Source organism: Pseudoalteromonas prydzensis (assembly GCF_011050055.1).
Taxonomy (GTDB): Bacteria; Pseudomonadota; Gammaproteobacteria; order Enterobacterales; family Alteromonadaceae; genus Pseudoalteromonas; species Pseudoalteromonas prydzensis_A.
On the sequence record NZ_DRGM01000037.1, the window covers coordinates 17,627 to 37,480 of the forward strand.

Sequence of the window (19,854 nt, forward strand, 5' to 3'; positions counted from 1 at the left end):
ATTCATCAGCATTTTACACTTTGCTATTAAATAAGGTTTTTAGATGAAAAATAAATTTGCTACACAGTTCCAAGCCGTGGCGGATGATTTAACCAACTCAAAACTGGTTGAACTGCAAAATCGCCTTGATGAAATACAAAGAAGTGGGATGACAGCGTTAACAATGCGCGCTGTATTATTTCAAAAAATGCTTGATGTATACCAAGTGCCAGAAGATCATTTTTTGCGTGATAGCGAGATCCCACAGCGCATTGATGATCCGTCAATTATAAACAGACTCGAACAACTCGGGTTTTCTAAAAAACAACAGTATCAGATCCACTAGTAAATAATGAGGGCCTACTCCCTCATTAAATAGGCTGTTTCATGCCCGTCACAGCCTATTTTCTTCCCCTCTTTTGTAATACACTGCTCATCTAATTCAGCGACTAAAGCCCTCTCATGGATCCAGAACTATTAAAAATAGCAATCAATACTAAAATGCCATTCGGGAAGTATGCAGGCCGCCCTTTATTGTTACTCCCTGAGCCTTATTTAGTCTGGTTTAAGCAACAAGGCTTTCCACAAGGCAGATTAGGTGCTCAATTAGCGATGATGTATGAAGTAAAACTCAATGGCTTAGAAGAAATGCTGATGCCGTTGTTACAAAACAATAAAAGAAATTAAAAATTATGGAACTTAGTCACATTTAGGCGGTCTATTAATTTGCTACTTGTTGATTTTGGTTTTAACCGTGAAAAAGCGCCTATATGGCGCTTTTTTTTTTGTAACCTATCGCAGTACAAGCAGAAGTAAAACTCTTTACTTCGGTAAGCTAATCGTAAATTTAGCACCGCCTAGTTGCGAATGCGACAACTCACAACGGCCTTGATGCCAAGACACTATTTTTGCCACAATAGCTAACCCGAGTCCAAACCCGCCGGTTTTTTTATCGCGGCTTTTATCAAGCCGTGCAAAGGGTTTAAATACCGTGTCCCACTGGGCTTGGTCAATGCCTGGTCCATCATCTTCTACACTTATAATCACTTGCTGCGCATTTTCGCTGAGGCTAATCCTTACTTCATGACGGGCATGCTTGAGTGCATTGCCTACTAAGTTTTGCACACTACGGGCAATAAAATGACTATCACAAATGTAAGTGCATTTTAGCGGTAATTGCGTATTCAGCTGGATCTGCGTTGCAAAATCAAGCTTAGTAATAACACTTTCTAACAATTGCACTAAATTACATGTTTGCACTGTAAGGTTCGGCTGTTGACTATCAAGGCGTGCGTAATCGAGCATTTCTTTTACTAACGATTCCAACTCAACAATATCCAATTGCATATTATCAATGTAATCAAATGCTTTTTCATCTGTCACTTTATCCTCTAACATAGCTAAGGCAAATTTTAACCGTGCCAGTGGGGTCCTGAACTCATGCGAGACCGATGAAGTAAGCTCTTGTTGCGCGGTTAATAAATGTTGTATGCGTTGCTGCATCGCGCTTAAAGTATCTGTGATTGGTAAGAAAAACGATTTAGAGGTCGCACTCAATTCAAAATCTTGTGAGCCATCGACGGCTTCACACGCCAAGCGTAATTTGGCAAAGTCACGCCATAGTAAAAAGCTCCATAAACCGACCGGAACTCCCACCACACATAACAGTAACAGATAGGGCCAAACCGATGGAAATACTGGTGATAACACAGTAATTGGACCCACTTGCAATAGTTTTTCAGCATCGAGCGAAATATACCAAATAGCACGTTGTTGCTGATCAAAGACATAAATATAGTGATGCTGGGTAAGCTCTTCACGTTGCTCTTTTGGCAGCATCAGATCTTGCTTTTGGATAACCTTACTTTGAAACCGCAAGGCAATATTGGCGATACCTTCTGGGCTTTGCGTTAATAACCAAAGAGATTGGCCAAATTCGTCATCGAGGGAAAGTTGTTGCTGAGTATCTTCGTAAGGCCAAAGTTGTTCAATCACGCCACTGACTAAAAACAGAGAAACTATCATATACAAATATAAACTTGCGAATAGTTTCCCCATTAACAGTTACATACCCCATGCGTCGGAGACAAATAGGTAACCTTGTCCCCAAACAGTTTTAATCCGGTAGGGTTTATCGCTGTTATCACCTAGCTTTTTACGAATGCGTGATACACGCACGTCAACCGTACGGTCTAAGCCATCATACTGACGACCTATCATGTGTTGGTGTACATGTTCGCGGCTCAGTACTTCTCCAGCGTTTGAAGCTAATAGCCAAAGTAATTCAAATTCATGCGAAGTCAGGGTAATTTCGTTATTTCTTAATCGCACAATACGGCTGGTTTTATCAATCGCTAAATCACCAAATTGTAATTCTTCTGGTACTTTTACTGATGCTTGCCCACGACGTAATAGCGCACTAATACGGGCAAGTAATACTCTTGGCTCTGCAGGTTTTATAACGTAATCATCGGCGCCTAACTCTAAACCTATTACTTGGTCAAAGTCTTCACCTTTAGCTGTTAACATTAAAATAGGTAAGCTGAATTTATCGCGCACTTGTCGACAAACGCTAAAGCCATCTTTCCCCGGCAACATGACGTCAAGGATCATTAAATCAACGGGATTGTTTTCAAGGTAAGTAAATACTTCATCGCCACGGTCTAATACCGCCACTTCAAGGCCATTATTTTCAAGATAGTCACGAGTTAATTGCTGTAACCCTAAATCATCTTCTACAAGTAAGATCTTTGCCATTTGCAGCTCCAAGATTAAAAAAAGCTCCACGGTGAACGTAATCGGCGCCGAGTGGTTTTAGCGCGAGTACTCTGTACTTCAATACGTGTTGTCGCCAGCAGTTCATCCGTGTGCGGATTGACTAAGGAGTATATGGTTTCAACCTGAACACGCGCTTTATGATTGAATCGCTCTGTGGTAACTTGTTGCCAACACTGCAGTTGTTGCTCCTCATGATACAAACATACATCCATTTTATAGGGCATATTTAAAGCAAATTCCAAATCAAGATCACAAAATTCTTGTTGTTCGGAAACCACACAGACTTTTGGGGATACTGTTAATATATCTTTTTTTGCAACTGCCAACTTTGGCCATACCAACAAAAAAACGACGCATACACCAAGTTGTAAATACTTCATATTAAAAAATATGATCGAATCCTATAAAGGCAGTCATTGAATACGTTTGCTCAAACAGCGGACTGTCATCTAAGGCCGAATAATCATAATAAGCCAAATGAAAACGCAAAGAATTGGCGTCATTTAAGGGCCAACGGGCATCTATTTTAGCATAAGGCTGCCAGCTACTACCAACCTCAATTGCACCATTTCGGGACTCTTTTGCCGATACGCCATAAAAATATGTATTCAGCGCTGCCGATTTGTACCAGATGCCTATCGTTGGTTTGATCTGTAACTCACCAATGTTATTGTGCATTTGCCACTGCAATGCACTTCGCCACCCTTTATACACGCCGGATACATCAGCTAATGCCTGCACAGAAAATACATGCTGCTGGTAGCTATAATGGTAACTTAAGCCGGCATCAAGTGCCCATTTACGTTTATCAAGCTCTGTGATATCTAGACTAGGTTGTTGGATTTGTAATTCATTTTCACTGCTCGTAAATGAACTCTCTGATCTTAACGCAAAAATGTTACTAGGATGCCAATCAACAAAAAAACGTGTTTCCGAATTAAACTCAGTGACTAGATTAAAGGTATGTGGGGAGTCTTGTATCAAGCTATAGCCTAAGCGACCATTGTCAAAAAAGAACTGTTCACCGTAATAAGCTATATCTGGGATCAACACTAATGGTAAATCACCTCCACCAGCTAATGGATTGGTTATGACTCCTAACCCCGTGTTAAGGCTCAAGTGCCACTGCCCTATTGTTATATCCTGCACAGGCTCAGCTTCTGATGGCTGTGCAAAACAAGGTACTGTAAGCCATACAGAGATGCAAAGCGCAGTAAGAATATTAACTATCGACTTCATTGTTGTTATTTATGCCAAAAGAGACAATCCAATATCGTCATCATAGCAAGGTATTAATAACTAATCCCTAGCTGATTACAATCATTCACACTTTTGATACATGTGGAACGATTCAAGGTAAATAAACTTTACATCTACGTATTTAAGCTCGGCTAAGGAGCTAAACTATTAACGTTTTTGAGTGATTGCGCAATTTCCCATAACGCTTTTAGTGCCGCATCAGGCAATGCTTTATGTAACACAACCAAGCCAATTTCAAAGCCTGGCGGCGCTTCTTTTTGATCACTTAACACCTGAACACGATCTTTTAACGGGCTATTGTCTAATACAATCTTTGGCACCATAGCAATGCCAAGCCCTAAGCTAACCATAGAAACCATGGCTTCATGCCCTGCCACTTGCGCGTATATTTTGGCATTAATACCATGCTTTCGCCACCACTGCTCTAACCTCTGACGGGTAAAACCTTGCTCCGGAACTATAAACTCAAGCTCAGACCAATCAATATTATCGCCAAACTGAGCTAGCTTTTCTGTGAGCAATGACGCATTACGTGGCGCAATAAACACCAATGACGAATAGCCAATACTGGCAAATGCAATTTGCGCGGGTAACTTGTCGGGTTTTGCTGCAATTGCCATCGCTTCATGGCCATCCAGTACACGGTTAATGGCGACAGCTGGATCGCCTGTATTAAGCTTTATTTCTATATGTTGATGTTGCAGTCGCAGTTGCTCTAACATTTGATGTAAAAAACTATAGGACGCCGTAACCGAGCAATAAATACTGACCTTGCCATAAATCGTCTGCTCAGGATCTTGTACATTTGCCCGAAAACGCTGCCAGTTGGTAAGCGTTGCATTAGCATAATCAATAAAGGACTCCCCTTCGCGGGTTAGTTTTACGCTGCGATTATCACGACTAAATAGTGTTACCCCCACTTCATCTTCTAGCTGTTTGATATTACGACTTAAGGTTGGCGCACTGATGTGGCAAAGCTCACTTGCGCGGGCAAAGTGTAAGGTTTTAGCTAATGCTAAAAAATAATGTAAGCGCTTATGATCCATCCGACCCTCTAATTATGATTTTAAAACCGCCACATTTCATTTTATGAAACACTTTAATGCAAATATATCATTTTACGCAAGGTTAAATTTTCCTTATGGTAGTTTTAAGCAAGGCAAAATGCCTTGCATCTAACAAACTATGAAATAGATAGGATACTAACAATGGCGAATTATTTTAATACTCTTCCTTTGCGTGAGCAGCTAGCACAATTAGCACAATGTGAATTTATGGATCCGGCTGAATTTGCCGATGGTGTTGATGCACTTAAAGGCAAAAAACTTGTTATTGTTGGGTGTGGTGCACAAGGTTTGAACCAAGGCCTTAACTTACGCGATTCAGGCTTAGATGTGTCTTACACATTACGTGATTCAGCAATCAGTGAACGTCGTCAATCATTTTTAAATGCATCAGAAAATGGTTTTACTGTAGGTACTTACGAAGAATTAATTCCAACAGCTGATGTCGTTTTAAACTTAACACCTGATAAGCAACACACCGCCGTGGTTAACGCAATCATGCCAATGATGAAACAAGGTTCAACGCTTGCTTACTCACATGGTTTCAACATTGTTGAAGAAGGTATGCAAGTACGTGACGATATTACCGTAATCATGGTGGCACCTAAGTGCCCAGGCTCTGAAGTACGTGAAGAATATAAGCGTGGTTTTGGTGTACCAACGCTAATTGCAGTGCACCCTGAAAACGACCCTCAAGGCCATGGTTTAGCGCAAGCAAAAGCCTATGCAGCAGGCACAGGTGGTCACCGTGCCGGTGTATTGAAGTCATCGTTTATCGCTGAAGTTAAGTCTGACTTAATGGGTGAACAAACCATCCTTTGCGGTATGTTACAAACGGGTTCAATCTTATGTTTTGATAAGATGATCGAAAAAGGCATAGACGCCGGTTACGCATCAAAGCTAATTCAATACGGTTGGGAAGTTGTTACTGAAGCACTTAAGTACGGCGGTGTGACAAACATGCTTGACCGTTTATCAAACCCTGCAAAAGTAAAAGCGTTTGAATTAAGTGAACAATTAAAAGTGATCATGCGCCCGCTTTACAATAAACACCAAGACGACATCATCGATGGTACTTTCTCTCGGGTAATGATGGAAGATTGGGCCAATGATGATGCAAACCTTTTAAAATGGCGTGCAGAAACCGCAGAAACTAATTTTGAAAAAACCCCTGCAGGTGATGTTGAAATCACCGAACAAGAGTTTTTTGATAACGGTATCTTGATGGTTGCAATGGTTAAAGCCGGTGTTGAACTTGCGTTCGAAACCATGACGGCAGCAGGTATTATTGCTGAGTCAGCATATTATGAGTCGCTGCATGAAACACCATTAATTGCCAACACCATTGCACGTAAAAAATTATTCGAAATGAACCGCACCATTTCTGATACAGCAGAGTATGGTTGTTACTTATACAATCACGCATGTTTGCCACTGTTACAAGACTTTATGCAAAACATCGATACTGATGTTATTGGTAGAGGCTTAGGCGAGCGCTGTAATCATGTTGATAACCAAACACTAATTGCAATCAACAAGTCGTTGCGTGAGCACCCTGTTGAAATCATTGGTACCAAATTGCGTGGCTACATGTCAGCAATGAAGAAAATTGTTTAACCCTGGAAAGTAACAATTTCGCTTGTTAGAAACCAAGCCCACCTGCTCAACGCTGTGGGCTTTTTCATTTTATTTACTGTGTCAAAATACGTCTTAGCGTAAATTACAAACTGAGTACTTACTCTATTAGATAATGAACTACATGAAAAAAACATGCTAAAATACCCTCATAATTTGTAAAGTCAGTACCCACAATGTCGTATAAAAGTCTTAGTATCACCCGTAAGATCACTATTTTAGGGATCGCTATTGCCTTGTCAGTCGCCAGCTTGATTGGCATTACGGCGCTGTTATCCGCCAAAAGCATTATCGAACAACGGATGATCCAATCTGAGTTGCCCAGTAAACTCCACGCCATTAATAACTATATCAGCTTAGAGATCAATGAATTACTCAGTGCGGCAGAGCAAGTATCAAGTAACCATTTTATCCTCGCGTGGGCAAATAGCCGTGATAACAATGATGAAGTTTTAATAAAAGAATTAAATCGTCTGGTAAAACAATACGGCCTAGCAACCGCATCATGGGCAAACCGTGATACCGCGCAGTACTGGAATCAAGACGGCTTTTTAAGAGTATTAGATCAACAACAAGATGGCTGGTTTTTTGATTTTAAAAATGCCAACCAAGCTTACTCGATTAGCTTATATCAAGAGCCTAATGGCGACACAAAAATGTTTGTTAATCATCAACAGCTCAATGGCATCGGCTTAACTGGGCTGGCAAAAAGTATTGATGATATGCAAGCACTACTGAATAAATTTACTATTGAGCAGACCGGTTTTGTATTTATTACTGATGATCAAGGCGTCATTAAACTCCATCAAGACGTCAACAAAGTAGAGAACACAAACCTGGATAGCTTGTATGGTCATCAAGTAAGTGGTCAATTATTAACAAGCAATGAATTTAACTTGCAAGAAGTCGAACTCAATGGCGACACTTTTTTTCTAGCGGCGAGTCCGATTAAAAACACCCAGCTTTATGTGGTTGCACAGGTACCAAAAGCGGAAGTGTTTGCAGGGATCACTACATTACAGTGGCAAATTTTAAGTTTTGCTCTTGTTATTGCATTGCTTGCATGTGTTATCAGCTTTTTATTAGCTCGTTCATTGTCATCACCGTTATCAAAAATGGCCGAGTTATTTACTCGCTTAGGTTCAGGGGATGCTAATTTGGCATATCGCCTGCCACACAGTGAGCAGCCTGAACTAGCAGCATTGAGTAATGGATTTAATCAATTCATTGATAAAATTGAAACCGCTATTGCACAAGTCTCACATGAAAGTTTAGAAATTCGTCAAAGCTCAGATCAGGTCTTTGCTCAAGCCAAACGCAACTCACAGGCAATGGATAATCAAAAAGAGCAAACAATTTCTGTTGCCGCAGCAATCAACGAAATGGGTGCAACAGTGCAAGAAATTGCCCACAGCGCCGCAACTGCCGCAAAACTTACCGAAGACAGTAAAGCCAATACATTACAAAGCCACCAGCAAGTAGTGCAAAGTCAACAAAGTATTACAGCATTAGCCGGTGATATTGACACAATTGCGGGACAAGTGACTGAGCTTGCCAATAAAACCCAAACAATCGCCAGTATTGTTGACTCTATTCGTGGCATCTCAGAGCAAACCAATTTATTAGCACTAAATGCCGCAATTGAGTCGGCACGTGCTGGTGAGCACGGTCGCGGCTTTGCAGTAGTCGCAGATGAAGTAAGGGCACTGGCCAATCGTACATCGCAATCAACAACTGAAATTCAGGCAATGATTGAAGAACTGGCAAACACAGCGACCAATGTGGTTGAGCAAATTGCGTTATCAAAAAGCAAAGCTCAGCACAGTGTAGCAACCATGCAAAGTTCTGTGCAGTTACTTGATGCTATTACCAATACCGCTAATGAAATAAATGATATGGCGACCTTGATTGCAACCGCTACTGAAGAGCAAAGTAGCGTGGTTGCTGATGTTGGCCGTAATATTGAACAAATTAGTGAGATCAGTGATATAGCGATGCGAGAGCAAATTGATACGGAGCAGGCAATCAAAGGACTTGCCAGCAGTGCACAAACATTAGCACGTTTAGTGGCCACCTTTGAAAAGCACTGACACAGTTTGTAACAGTTAATATCCACTTTAACTAAAAATAGACTAAACTTAACAAGTCAGTATTTAGTTGGAGTGTGATTATGGCAACATTAACGTGGCTTGCTAAATTAGTCGTTATTTTGTCGCTGTGCAGTTTATCGGCTTGCACTAATACACATAAAAAATCGGCGCTGATTGCGCCAATTGTTACAAATAACCCATCCTTCAGCGTTTATCCTGTGGAGCATAGTGATGAAATATTCGCCTTAAACGATAACATAACACAACAACTCGATGCCGCCTTCCCAAGCAATAAACGCAATTTAAATAACACCAAAAAATTATTAAACTTTTTATTAGAAAATGGCGATGCATCTTTATCATATCAAGCAGGAGCGACCCTCACTGCTAATCAAGCTTACACCGATTTAAATGCCAATTGTTTATCTTTGTCGATTTTAGCTTATAGCATGGCGGAATATTTAGGTCTGCAGGGGCAGTTTCAAACAGTACATATTCCTGAATATTGGGCGGTAAGTAACGGCTATAGTTTATTAACTGGACATATAAATTTAGTCGTTACACAGCAGCGTGATACCAGTGCCAGCAGCAGTGTGACTTACCTTTACAATACCGAAAACTCACTCGTCATTGATTTTGATCCTAATTCGCGTGGTGAAAAATTTAAAACGACGCCGATCAGCAAACAACGAATTACCGCGATGTTTTATAACAACAAAGGCGCAACAGCAATGCTGAATGGGCAGCACGACTTAGCCTACAGCTACTTTTTAGCTGCCACAAAAGCCGATGAAAATTATTCTGGGGCATGGGGTAACTTAGCGGTATTGCTGCGCCTACATTCACAATACGCAAACGCCGAGCTAGCCTATAACTACGCAATAGCACTAAACCCTGACAATAACACCGCACTGGGCAATTTAGCTCTGCTGTATCAACTCACTGAACGGGCTGAGTTAGCAGATGAAATATTAACTAAACTTGACTTAAAACGTCAAAGTAATCCATATTACCATGTTGCTTTAGGTAACGATGCTTACCTTATCAAAAACTATCAAGACGCTATTAAACACTTTAATAAAGCCAAGCTAATTGATAGACATATTCATGATAGCTACTTTGGCTTGGCTCGTACCTATTATCAATTAGGTGATTTTAAACAAGCATATACACAACTACGTTTTGCTAATAAGTACGCTGATTTTGCTCACGACAAACAACGTTATCAAAATAAATTACAGGCTCTGGGTGCGATGACTGCCAAGGTAGATAGCCATTAAGTTAATTATTCTAATCCTGAGTATCCTATTTTCTGGTACCGCTTATGCAAACAATGCAAACCAGCAACTAATTAGCGATTTAAATTACCTCAGCTCAGCGGCCTTAAATGGTCGTAAAACCAATACGGATGACGCCGTTGCAAGCGCTGAGTTTATTAACCAACGCTTGCAGCAGCTTGGCTATCAAAGTCAATTACAAACGTTTAATTATACGGCTGGTTTTTTTACTGAAATGTCAGGGCAAAATGTAGTGGCGACTTTAATGCCTGCACACCCCGTCAAGGCCCATGTGATACTCACAGCCCATTACGATCATTTAGGTAAGCAAGGCCATAACTTGTATGCTGGTGCCAATGACAACGCCAGTGGCGTCAGTGCACTACTATTTATAGCCGCACAATTTGCCGATACAACACTGTCCTTTCAACTGAGTTTTGTTGCGACCGATGCTGAAGAAAATGGCTTACATGGGGCAAAGTTTTTTGTTAGCCAATTACAGCGTGACGACTCCATAACCGTGCTCAATATTAATTTAGATATGTTAGCCGTTAGTCGCCCAAAAAAAACCTTATATGCATTTACATCGCATGCACAACGACAGGCTTTACAGCATCAACTCGCTGGAATATCCAGCGATACTATAAAAGTTAAAGTAACCAGCTCGTCTCATAGGATGAACCGACTAAGCAGAGGAGGAAAGATAGATTGGCGTCGCGCCAGTGACCATTACGCATTTGCTAAAGCGGGGTTTGCGTATATCTATTTTGGCATGGGGTATGATCCACATCACCACAAAAGTTCCGACCAACTGAGTAATATCGATCAGCAGTTATATATTGAAGCCGTCAATTATATTGCCCAATTTATTGATCAGCTGGATATGACAAAACTTTAGGCTGCTGTCCTGTAGCAACAAACACGCGCTTTTGCGCTTTACTTAACTGTTTAATTTTTATTTCAAGTTTTGTTGCCTCACTTCGTGAGCCCACTTCACATTGGTAAATAAGTATTAATGGCCCTTTACCCTTTAAGTTTTTAGCGCCTTTGCCCGCTTGATGAGCTGCAAAACGCTTCGCCACATCGGGGCTTATCCCTGTATACCAGTGACCTAAACGTGTTTGTACAATATAAAGCGACCAAATAGCGGGATTGATTAGTGTGCTATTTTCAGGGTTAGTTAAACTTTTAGCAGACTGCGAGGTCAAAATTACGCTCCAAACATCAATAGTTAAAATTAAGTCACAAACAATTACCTAAAAGGGTTTTACCTTAGGTGACTAATCGGTATCATGCAGTTTATAAAAAATAAGGATCCAAACAAACAATGCAGTCGTTAAAAACTTTTTCTCTTTGCTTGATCGTTGCTCTCACATTAAGTGCAACCGCAGGTTGTTCTAGTTGGGTTTATCGTATCAATATCCCACAAGGTAACTTTTTAGAACAAAGCGATGTTGATAAACTTCGTGTCAGCATGACCCGAGAGCAAGTGCTTTATGTATTAGGTAAACCGGTAGCCGAAGACGCTTTCGATAAAAATACTTGGCATTACTTATACTCTTTTAATCTTGGCCGTGATAACGAACAACGCAAATCACTCACCATTGTGTTTGAAAATGAAAAACTTCAGTCAATCAGCGGTGACTACGAACAACCCGCCGAGTTCAACACGCCGCTTGAACAGTAATCGCGAAAACAATTAAGATTATGACGAAAAGGTTAGCTACGGCTAACCTTTTTGTTTAGTTTAATTATTTCGCTTTATCCAATGGTCGCCCACCGGTAACTTTATTTGCACGGCCTTCGTCTTTGGCTTTTTCCGCACGTTTGCGTCTGGCATCTTTAGGGTCGGCAATTAAAGGCCGGTAAATTTCAATTCTATCGCCATCCTCAAGCACTTGTGTCAGCTTACAGGTACGATTCCAAACACCTAATGTGAGCGCTAAACCATCAATCTCAGGGCATTTTGCAAGAATACCAGATTGGATCACCGCCTCTTCAGCCGTTGTCCCTGTAGGCACCTCAACCAGTAAACAGGTTGCTGTTGTTGGTAACGCATACACTACTTCTACTTTTATCATCATCGCGGTCCGTATACTTGTTTCGCTCGCTGAGTAAATGCATTCACCATGTTTTTTGCAACATCATTAAATACCCTACCAAACGCCAGCTCAATGAGCTTACTAGCAAATTCAAACTCAAGCTGTAGTTGAACTTTACATGCATTGTCATCCAACACTTGAAAATGCCAACGCCCTTGCAACGCTTTAAATGGTCCATCCACTAAACGTAATGTCACAGTATTTCCGTCTGCAAGTGTGTTTTCAGTGGTAAACCATTTTTTTATACCCGCTTTAGAAATTTCTAAACTGGCGGTCATGGTATTATCTTGCTGAGCAATAATTTTCGCATCTGAGCAATGCGGTAAAAATTCAGGATAAGCATCCACATCATTGACTAAATCAAACATTTCTTTGCTGCTATACATTACTAGCGCACTTTTTTCTATTTGTGGCATACTCACTCCCAACTGTGTGGGCGAATTTTAGCAAGCTTTGCGTTTTTCCCCAAACTTTCCTGGCGCTTTATTTACTGACACTTTTTTATTGGCAAAAATAAAAAATCGATGTAAAAAGCAGAGCTTTACGTATAATATGGGCCACTATGGCTAAGAAAAATTCATCTAAATCGACAAGTAATACTATCGCGCTAAATAAAAAGGCGCGTCATGAGTATTTTTTACACGACAAGTTTGAGGCTGGTGTTGAACTACAAGGCTGGGAAGTAAAAAGTATCCGAGCTGGTAAAGTAAACATCTCTGAAACGTACATTCACCTTAAAAATGGCGAAGCGTTTTTGCTTGGCAGTCAAATACAGCCACTCAATAGCGCTTCAACCCATGTTATTTGCGATCCATTACGTTATCGCAAGTTATTATTAAGCAGACGCGAGCTAGACCGTTTAGTTGGTGCAACTGAGCGCGACGGCTATTCATTGATCGCCACTGCCATGTATTGGAAAAAATGCTGGGTGAAACTAGAGTTTCACTTAGGCAAAGGTAAGAAAATGCATGACAAACGTGAAGATGGCAAAAACAAAGACTGGTCTCGCGAAAAAGAACGGTTAATGAAACATAAAGTTTAATCTATCCAAACAACCTCAAAAGCGCCTAACTCAGTTAGGCGTTTTTATTTTCCTCCCTAAATTCTCGTAACTGTATCGATTTTAGTACACAACCTCACCAAACAATTTGATAACAATCCTCTTACATGATATTGATATTACTGGTTGATTTAACCAGATAAAATTAACATGACAACAAGGATTTAAGGATGAAGAACAGAACACTCCCATTTAAACCTAAGCTAATTGCTTGTGTAACACTCGCACTTGCAACGACAGGTTATACTTCTCAATCATTAGCTGCTGACGAAGCAAAAAAAGTTGAACGCATTGAAGTGACGGGCTCTCGGATAAAACGTACTGATATTGAAGGTCCTTCCCCAGTGCAATCAATTAGTCGTGCCGATATCGATAATATGGGCTATGACAACCTACAACAATTACTGGAAAGAATGCCTGTTGCTGGTAATGGTACTTTTTCTACTCGCGGTAATAATCAGGATTCGACCGCTAACGGCTCTGCAGCGGTATCGCTACGCGGTTTAGGCGCTGATGCAACACTGGTGTTAATTAATGGCCGTCGTGTTGCGATCAGCGCATTTGCAGAAAGCATCACCAATTCATTTGTTGATATTAACAGCATCCCCGTTTCTGCTATTGAACGTATTGATATCCTTAAAGATGGTGCATCGGCAATTTATGGCTCAGATGCCGTTGCAGGTGTGGTAAATATTATCTTAAAAAAGGACATCGATGGTTTAGAGGTTAATTTAGGTTACGGTGGTACTGACGGCCCTAACTACGAAGAAACCTCTGCAAGCATTGTATGGGGAACATCAAGTGAAAAAAGTAGCGCCTCTGTCATCATCGATTACTTTAAAAACACCTCTTTATCATCAGATGAAATGGGCCGTTTAGGTACTGCTAATCAAGCGCCCTATGGCGGAGAAGATTTTCGTTCATCTCGTGGCTTTCCTGGTACATTTGGCGTAAATGGCGTCCAAACTCCAGATCCAAGTTGCCCTGCAGATCAAATTAGTGGTAGCGATAGTTGTGTGTTTGATTATGGGCCCTATGGCTATATTGCCCCAGCTTCTGAACGTGTTGGCGCAATTTCTCAGTTTGAATATAACTTTGATAATGGTATTACTGCCTTTATGGAAATGGCCGTTCAACACAACAATTCAATTGCCGCAGGTGCTCCAACACCATTAGATAAAGATGCAGGTTTAACAGTCCCGGGGAATCATCCAAATAATCCTTTCAATCAAGAAGTAATTATCAACTACTATAGAACTGTTGATGCAGGTGCCCGTCAATGGGATATTGAGTCAGACACTTTGCGCTTTGTCGCTGGTCTACGTGGTGAGCTCAGTGATTGGAGCTGGGAAGCAGCGGTACAAAAAGGTCGCAGCAAATCAATGCAAACTGGCGATAGAACTCAAGGCTGGGTAAGAACTGATTTTTTACAGCAAGAAATAGATGCCGGCAACTACAACCCATTTGGCGGCACTTATAACGATCCGGCCGTAATAGATCGTATTACCACCAGCTTAGTACGCAGTGGTGAATCACATATGACCTCATTTGATGCCAATATTACCGGTGAAGCATTTAGTTTTGGCGACAGTGTTGTGATGATGGCTGCGGGTATTGAGTATCGTGAAGAAGATGTTAGTGACATCCCTGATGATCAATTTCAGCGCGGTCTAATTTTTGGTACTGAGTCTGTTTCTGCTGCCGCTGAGCGCGACCAATATGCAGCCTATGTTGAATTCTCGATTCCCCTTGCAGATAGCTTAGAACTACAACTTGCAGGTCGTTATGATGATTACAGTGACTTTGGCACCACAACCAATCCTAAAGTAGCGCTACGCTGGGCACCTACCGATGAAATTACCGTTCGCGGCTCATGGGCACAAGGTTTTAGAGCCCCCTCACTAGCACAAATAGGCCTAGGTCCATCAGAGAAAAGTCAATTCTTTATTGATAATTACCGCTGTAGTGCTACAGGTCTTGATTGTAATGCTCTTGATTACAACATTCGATTTGCTGGTAACCCTGATTTACAAGCTGAAGAATCGGAATCATGGAACGTTGGTTTTATTTGGGCTCCGATGGCCGATCTTGGTTTCAGTATTGATGTGTGGAGCATCACTCAAGACAACAAGATTGATGAACAAGCCTTTGGTCCTATCTATGATGCTGAATGTAATAATCAAAATAGCACTGTGTGTGTTCGGCTAGCGCCCCAAGGTGGGCAAAGCTTAGGGGTGATCCAAAAAATTCACAGTACTTTTGAAAATGTCTCTTCGCAAGAAGTATCAGGTATTGATTTTTCAGCAAATTATAATCACTCGCTGGATGATTTAGGACTATTAAAATTCAATTTAGAATGGGCCTATCAAGACAAGTTTGAAAAAGATGGCCGCGATTATACCGGTGAATATGGCTACCCTGAGCACCGCTGGATGTTTTCAACCAATTGGGAGCTTGGCGAATTCAACACTAATGTGAATATTAGTTATGTGGGTGAATTTGAAGATACGCCTGATATTGATTTTGACGGTACGCTTGATTTTGATAGCAATACATCAAGAATGGTTGACTCGCAAATCTTAGTCGATTTGCAAACCGCTTATCGTATTACCGAATCGACCAAAATCTCGCTTGGCGTAAATAACCTATTTGATGAAGAGCCACCATTTGCAATTGGTGATGGTGATAGCGACTTGTACGGTTATGCATCCGCGGTTCACAACCCTCGTGGACGTTATATTTATACTAAAGTGTCATTCGCTTTCTAACGATTACTCTAAACAAAAACACCCGCCAATTGGCGGGTGTTTTATATTCTAACGCAAAGGCCTAAATTATAGGTCGCTTTCGTTTTCAGAAAGGAATTTAGCAACGCCTGCTGGGCTTGCGTCCATACCTTTTTTACCTTCAGTCCAACCAGCTGGACACACTTCACCGTGCTCAGTATGGAACGCTAGAGCGTCAACCATACGCAGCATTTCATCGATGTTACGACCCAGTGGTAAATCATTTACTACTTGGTGACGTACATTACCTTCTTCATCAATTAAGAATGAACCACGAAATGCAACGCCCGCTTCTGGATGCTCAACATCGTATGCTTTACAGATTTCGTGTTTAACGTCTGCAACTAGTGCATATTTAACTGCGCCAATACCACCGTCAGCAACAGCAGTGTTACGCCATGCGTTGTGCGAGAATTGTGAATCGATTGAAACACCAATTACTTCAACGCCACGTTTTTGGAATTCTTCATAACGCTTGTCAAAAGCAATTAGTTCAGAAGGACATACGAAAGTGAAATCTAGTGGGTAAAAGAAGATGACTGCTTTTTTACCTTTGATTGTTTCGTGAAGATTGTAGCTATCTACGATCTCGCCGTTACCTAATACTGCTGCAGCGGTAAAGTCTGGTGCCTGGCGGCCTACTAATACACCCATTTTATTCTCCAAATATTTGAGTTTGCTTTTAATTGCTTACGCAATGCTTGCCTTTAATATGGCATCTAAAAACTAAATACCAAGGGCTGGCATGCATAATTATCAAAATATTTTAGAGACTAAAGACTTAAAAGAACAATCGTATTTTCCGATGCCCATCATCGAAAATATCGAACGTCGAGTGAAAGGATTAAAAAAGCCTGCAGAAGCAGGCTTTTAAATCGTGGAAATTATTAATCCATAATATTTTCAGGCATATCACCGCGGATTTTTTGCCAAATTTCACCGGTTTGATGACCATATTTACGCATCATTGAAATAGCGCCGTCATGCTCGCGTTTCTCAGCAAGTATGGTTAAATCTTTATAGAATTGACGCGCTAATTGACGAGTACCCGGATCGGAGAAGTAGTGGCAACCAATTTTCGAATAAAAGCCTTTAAAACCATTGAGGATAAGTACATAAATACGGTTATTACCTGCAACGGCTAACTCATGGTGTACTTTGTAATCGTAATCAGCAAAAGCCTGCGCACTATCTTCAAGTTCATCGCTTTGTGAAAGAATTTCTATAACACGATCAGGTGCTAGTTTAATCGCAGCACGAGTATAGATAGCGCTAATATTAGTACGCGCAGAAAGTAACTGGTCGGTTAACTCGGGCATTTTATCTTCATCAAGACGCGCTAAGGTCTCTAAAATGTTAAGCCCTGAAGTTTCCCAAAAGTTATTAACTCGCGTTGGTTTTCCATGTTGGATGGTTAACCATCCATCACGCGCTAAACGTTGTAATACTTCACGTAATGTTGTGCGTGTAACACCTATTAATTCTGATAACTCGCGCTCAGCAGGAAGTATAGAGCCCGGCGGAAAATCACCATTCCAAATTGATTCAACAATATACTCTTCCGCAAATCCGGCTGGACTTTTCGCTTTAAAAATTCTCATTCAATTCCCACTCGAGTTATCAATATTACTTCACTTAAAAACGATTAACCGACTGATTGTACCAGACGAAGCAAAACTAACAAGTAAAGTCACTTCATTAAATCATTTACAGCGGCTGTCGAATATCTGCCCGTCGGTATTTTTCAATGAATATTACCATACTGGTTACTTGTAAAAATAATCACCGAGTCTAGCTTGAAAAAAAACCATGCAATGCAACTGAACCTTATATTACATAACCTGAAATTAACTTAACTTAACGAATGAATATAATCCACATAGCTTGAACAATCATAGTCTTAATGTACGGAATAACGGCAGCAGCAAACATAAAGTGCGTGCTGGGACGACAGCTTTTCTTGCCACAAAGCATATTTACCCTTGCGCCTAGTTTAATGACTAAGTCATAATCTCATTGAGATATTAATATTTGGAAATACTATGAATTGGTTAGCAAATTTAGCACAGCAACGCACTCCTTGGGTTTTATTAGCATTAACTGCATTTACATTTGAAGTGGTTGCTTTATTTTTCCAATATCAAATGGGGTTAGAGCCATGCATTATGTGTATCTATCAGCGAACTGCGATGTTAGGGCTACTGATTGCAAGCATTATTGGGGCAATAAATCCAACTAACATGTTAATGCGTGTTAGCGCTTTATCTAGCTGGGCCGTTGCCAGTATTTGGGGCTATCTGCTTGCTCGTCAACATCTCGAGATGCAAACCACGACTGACCCTTTTGCATTTAGCTGCGAGTTTGAGCCGAACTTCCCCGTCCCGTTACATCAGTGGATACCACAATTCTTCGCCGCTACTGGTGACTGTGGCAATATTGATTGGCAGTTTGCTGGATTGAGTATGCCCGCTTGGATGGAAGTTATTTTTGGCGCATTTACTCTGATCCTGATAAGTGTTGTTGCAAGTCGTTTAATAATTAAAAAGTCGCTGTGATGATGACATTTTTTTCAAGCCAAGTAACGCTATTAAAACCATTTAAAATACGCCAACGTCAGCAAATTATTGCCTTAGCTTTAAGTATGTTAACGCCAATGCAAAAAATCGCTTTACGTATTTTAAAATTGCTTTTATTAACCCCTGTATTTTTATCATTAGCGTATATTGAAGGTTGGTTTTTGCTGCCTGTATTACTGATCACCGGTATGGCTTACCCCTTGCTTACGACTCCAGTGGAGATCAAGTTTGCTAAAGGGCATTTACAACAAGCGATTGCAGAGTTTACACAGGGCGAATAATTCGCCCTGTTATTTATTAAGATTTAACTTATTAATATTTAACTTATTAAAATTTGACTTTCCCTTCTAGTTTAGCGATGAGTTTGTCGCCAATTCCTTTCACCTGAGCCAAATCAGCAATAGACTTAAATTTACCTTGCTTGGTACGATAATCAACGATCGCCTGCGCTTTTGATTTACCAATACCTGGCAGTTGGATAAGTTGTTCGACTGTTGCTTGATTAACATTGACTAACTGGCTTTTTTCCGCACTTTCAGTTGCTTCGGTTTTAGTTACAGCTGCATTACTAGGCAATGAAATAGCGAGGCCAAGCACTACCACTATTAAAGTTAAAAACTTCATGTTTCTTCTCCATGATCCATACGTGGACTCAGTTAATAGTTGATTTTAATGCCCTCACTTTTGGACTACATCCAAATAAAGTCATACTGAAAAAGTGCGACCATTTAAATAAAGTAAAGTTGTACCTCTTTGTCAATATACCGATAGTAAAAAAATAAAAATGTTCACTTGCAAAAAGGCCAACAAACTATTACTGTACATAAAAACAGTAATCAATCAAGGTGAACATGTTATTCACCAAGCAAATTGGCAGGAGAAATCATGGCTGTTGTTGTTAAATATGTTGTAGAAAGAAACGGAGTCGAGCGTATGACGTTTACTACTAAAAAAGAAGCGGATGCGTATGATAAAATGCTTGATATAGCAGAGTCGCTTGAGATGATGCTAGAAAAAGTGGATGTCCCTTTAAGTGAACAACAAATTGAATCGCTTGCACTTGAGATTGCAAAAAGTAAAGACGACTTTATCAATGTACTCAAAGGCGCTAAAGATGTTGCCCCTGCTAAAGCAGCACCGGCTAAAACGAAGAAAACAGCAGAAAACGTGGCTGACTTAAAAGCCAGCACTGACAAAGCCGCGAGCTAATACCAACAAGTTAACAAATAAAAAGGAGCTTATAAAAA

The 19,854-nt window shown here is 40.6% G+C and carries 24 protein-coding genes; 13 read left to right on the forward strand and 11 right to left on the reverse strand.

The window, feature by feature from the left end; translation table 11 throughout:
• The first annotated feature begins 43 nt into the window (after nucleotides 1-43).
• Both ENH88_RS02935 and ENH88_RS02940 read left to right on the forward strand, forming a co-directional pair.
• Complete coding sequence (locus tag ENH88_RS02935; protein WP_304179256.1) at nucleotides 44-325, forward strand: hypothetical protein; 282 nt, start codon at nucleotides 44-46, stop codon at nucleotides 323-325.
• Between the two features lie 116 nt (nucleotides 326-441).
• Nucleotides 442-666, forward strand: coding sequence for a DUF3820 family protein (locus tag ENH88_RS02940; protein ID WP_304179257.1), 225 nt, complete (start codon nucleotides 442-444; stop codon nucleotides 664-666).
• A gap of 135 nt (nucleotides 667-801) precedes the next feature.
• Here the strand turns inward: ENH88_RS02940 and ENH88_RS02945 are convergent, their stop codons facing one another.
• The 5 genes from ENH88_RS02945 to ilvY form a co-directional block, all read right to left on the reverse strand.
• Nucleotides 802-2,037 (reverse strand): ATP-binding protein, encoded by a 1,236-nt coding sequence (locus tag ENH88_RS02945; RefSeq protein ID WP_304179259.1) that lies wholly within the window; start codon nucleotides 2,035-2,037, stop codon nucleotides 802-804.
• Nucleotides 2,038-2,043: 6 nt separating this feature from the next.
• Nucleotides 2,044-2,736 (reverse strand): response regulator, encoded by a 693-nt coding sequence (locus tag ENH88_RS02950; protein WP_304179261.1) that lies wholly within the window; start codon nucleotides 2,734-2,736, stop codon nucleotides 2,044-2,046.
• 14 nt (nucleotides 2,737-2,750) lie between these two features.
• Nucleotides 2,751-3,137, reverse strand: coding sequence for a DUF3019 domain-containing protein (locus ENH88_RS02955; protein ID WP_304179263.1), 387 nt, complete (start codon nucleotides 3,135-3,137; stop codon nucleotides 2,751-2,753).
• A gap of 1 nt (nucleotide 3,138) precedes the next feature.
• Complete coding sequence (locus ENH88_RS02960; protein WP_304179265.1) at nucleotides 3,139-3,996, reverse strand: MipA/OmpV family protein; 858 nt, start codon at nucleotides 3,994-3,996, stop codon at nucleotides 3,139-3,141.
• 152 nt (nucleotides 3,997-4,148) lie between these two features.
• On the reverse strand, nucleotides 4,149-5,063 hold the full coding sequence (gene ilvY, locus ENH88_RS02965; RefSeq protein WP_304179267.1) for an HTH-type transcriptional activator IlvY: 915 nt from the start codon (nucleotides 5,061-5,063) through the stop codon (nucleotides 4,149-4,151).
• Nucleotides 5,064-5,225: 162 nt separating this feature from the next.
• On the opposite strand from ilvY, the gene ilvC reads away from it, so the two are divergent.
• The 4 genes from ilvC (at nucleotide 5,226) to ENH88_RS02985 (ending at nucleotide 10,981) form a co-directional block, all read left to right on the forward strand.
• On the forward strand, nucleotides 5,226-6,698 hold the full coding sequence (gene ilvC / locus ENH88_RS02970; RefSeq protein WP_304179268.1) for a ketol-acid reductoisomerase: 1,473 nt from the start codon (nucleotides 5,226-5,228) through the stop codon (nucleotides 6,696-6,698).
• 194 nt (nucleotides 6,699-6,892) lie between these two features.
• Complete coding sequence (locus ENH88_RS02975; protein WP_304179271.1) at nucleotides 6,893-8,806, forward strand: methyl-accepting chemotaxis protein; 1,914 nt, start codon at nucleotides 6,893-6,895, stop codon at nucleotides 8,804-8,806.
• A gap of 80 nt (nucleotides 8,807-8,886) precedes the next feature.
• A complete protein-coding gene (locus ENH88_RS02980; RefSeq protein WP_304179273.1) occupies nucleotides 8,887-10,086 on the forward strand; it encodes a tetratricopeptide repeat protein in 1,200 nt (399 codons plus the stop codon).
• A 166-nt stretch (nucleotides 10,087-10,252) separates the two neighbouring features.
• Complete coding sequence (locus ENH88_RS02985) at nucleotides 10,253-10,981, forward strand: M28 family peptidase (protein WP_304179277.1); 729 nt, start codon at nucleotides 10,253-10,255, stop codon at nucleotides 10,979-10,981.
• Here ENH88_RS02985 and ENH88_RS02990 read toward each other — a convergent pair.
• Nucleotides 10,950-11,291, reverse strand: a complete 342-nt coding sequence (locus ENH88_RS02990) for a GIY-YIG nuclease family protein (protein ID WP_304179279.1) — start codon at nucleotides 11,289-11,291, stop codon at nucleotides 10,950-10,952. The two genes, ENH88_RS02985 and ENH88_RS02990, sit on opposite strands and share 32 nt — an antisense overlap.
• A 119-nt stretch (nucleotides 11,292-11,410) precedes the next feature.
• On the opposite strand from ENH88_RS02990, the gene ENH88_RS02995 reads away from it, so the two are divergent.
• Nucleotides 11,411-11,770 (forward strand): outer membrane protein assembly factor BamE, encoded by a 360-nt coding sequence (locus ENH88_RS02995; protein WP_304179282.1) that lies wholly within the window; start codon nucleotides 11,411-11,413, stop codon nucleotides 11,768-11,770.
• A gap of 64 nt (nucleotides 11,771-11,834) precedes the next feature.
• On the opposite strand, the gene ENH88_RS03000 is transcribed toward ENH88_RS02995, so the two are convergent.
• On the reverse strand, nucleotides 11,835-12,164 hold the full coding sequence (locus tag ENH88_RS03000; RefSeq protein WP_304179432.1) for an RnfH family protein: 330 nt from the start codon (nucleotides 12,162-12,164) through the stop codon (nucleotides 11,835-11,837).
• Nucleotides 12,164-12,601, reverse strand: coding sequence for a type II toxin-antitoxin system RatA family toxin (locus ENH88_RS03005; protein ID WP_304179284.1), 438 nt, complete (start codon nucleotides 12,599-12,601; stop codon nucleotides 12,164-12,166). Before ENH88_RS03005 ends, ENH88_RS03000 begins: the two co-directional genes overlap by 1 nt.
• A 146-nt stretch (nucleotides 12,602-12,747) precedes the next feature.
• Between ENH88_RS03005 and smpB the strand changes: the two genes are divergently transcribed.
• Together smpB and ENH88_RS03015 are read left to right on the forward strand one after the other, a co-directional pair.
• The gene (gene smpB / locus ENH88_RS03010) at nucleotides 12,748-13,227 is read left to right on the forward strand and encodes an SsrA-binding protein SmpB (RefSeq protein WP_064666579.1); all 480 of its coding nucleotides are present in this window, start codon (nucleotides 12,748-12,750) and stop codon (nucleotides 13,225-13,227) included.
• A 188-nt stretch (nucleotides 13,228-13,415) separates the two neighbouring features.
• Nucleotides 13,416-16,013: a TonB-dependent receptor gene (locus ENH88_RS03015; protein WP_304179289.1), complete on the forward strand. Its 2,598-nt coding sequence runs from the start codon at nucleotides 13,416-13,418 to the stop codon at nucleotides 16,011-16,013.
• Between the two features lie 66 nt (nucleotides 16,014-16,079).
• On the opposite strand, the gene ENH88_RS03020 is transcribed toward ENH88_RS03015, so the two are convergent.
• Complete coding sequence (locus ENH88_RS03020) at nucleotides 16,080-16,685, reverse strand: peroxiredoxin C (RefSeq protein WP_145239274.1); 606 nt, start codon at nucleotides 16,683-16,685, stop codon at nucleotides 16,080-16,082.
• A gap of 91 nt (nucleotides 16,686-16,776) precedes the next feature.
• Here ENH88_RS03020 and ENH88_RS03025 point away from each other — a divergent pair, with 91 nt between their 5' ends.
• On the forward strand, nucleotides 16,777-16,905 hold the full coding sequence (locus tag ENH88_RS03025) for a hypothetical protein (protein ID WP_304179294.1): 129 nt from the start codon (nucleotides 16,777-16,779) through the stop codon (nucleotides 16,903-16,905).
• Between the two features lie 13 nt (nucleotides 16,906-16,918).
• On the opposite strand, the gene fadR is transcribed toward ENH88_RS03025, so the two are convergent.
• Entirely contained in the window at nucleotides 16,919-17,632 is a 714-nt protein-coding gene (gene fadR, locus ENH88_RS03030; protein ID WP_064666576.1) for a fatty acid metabolism transcriptional regulator FadR, read from the reverse strand.
• Between the two features lie 441 nt (nucleotides 17,633-18,073).
• On the opposite strand from fadR, the gene dsbB reads away from it, so the two are divergent.
• Together dsbB and ENH88_RS03040 are read left to right on the forward strand one after the other, a co-directional pair.
• Nucleotides 18,074-18,586, forward strand: coding sequence for a disulfide bond formation protein DsbB (gene dsbB, locus ENH88_RS03035; protein ID WP_304179296.1), 513 nt, complete (start codon nucleotides 18,074-18,076; stop codon nucleotides 18,584-18,586).
• Nucleotides 18,586-18,888: a hypothetical protein gene (locus ENH88_RS03040; RefSeq protein WP_304179298.1), complete on the forward strand. Its 303-nt coding sequence runs from the start codon at nucleotides 18,586-18,588 to the stop codon at nucleotides 18,886-18,888. The genes dsbB and ENH88_RS03040 overlap by 1 nt, the downstream gene beginning before the upstream one ends.
• 46 nt (nucleotides 18,889-18,934) lie before the next feature.
• Here ENH88_RS03040 and ENH88_RS03045 read toward each other — a convergent pair whose 3' ends face one another.
• The gene (locus tag ENH88_RS03045; RefSeq protein WP_304179300.1) at nucleotides 18,935-19,231 is read right to left on the reverse strand and encodes a ComEA family DNA-binding protein; all 297 of its coding nucleotides are present in this window, start codon (nucleotides 19,229-19,231) and stop codon (nucleotides 18,935-18,937) included.
• A gap of 261 nt (nucleotides 19,232-19,492) precedes the next feature.
• Between ENH88_RS03045 and ENH88_RS03050 the strand changes: the two genes are divergently transcribed.
• Nucleotides 19,493-19,816 (forward strand): YebG family protein, encoded by a 324-nt coding sequence (locus tag ENH88_RS03050; RefSeq protein ID WP_304179303.1) that lies wholly within the window; start codon nucleotides 19,493-19,495, stop codon nucleotides 19,814-19,816.
• The last annotated feature ends 38 nt before the right edge of the window (nucleotides 19,817-19,854 follow it).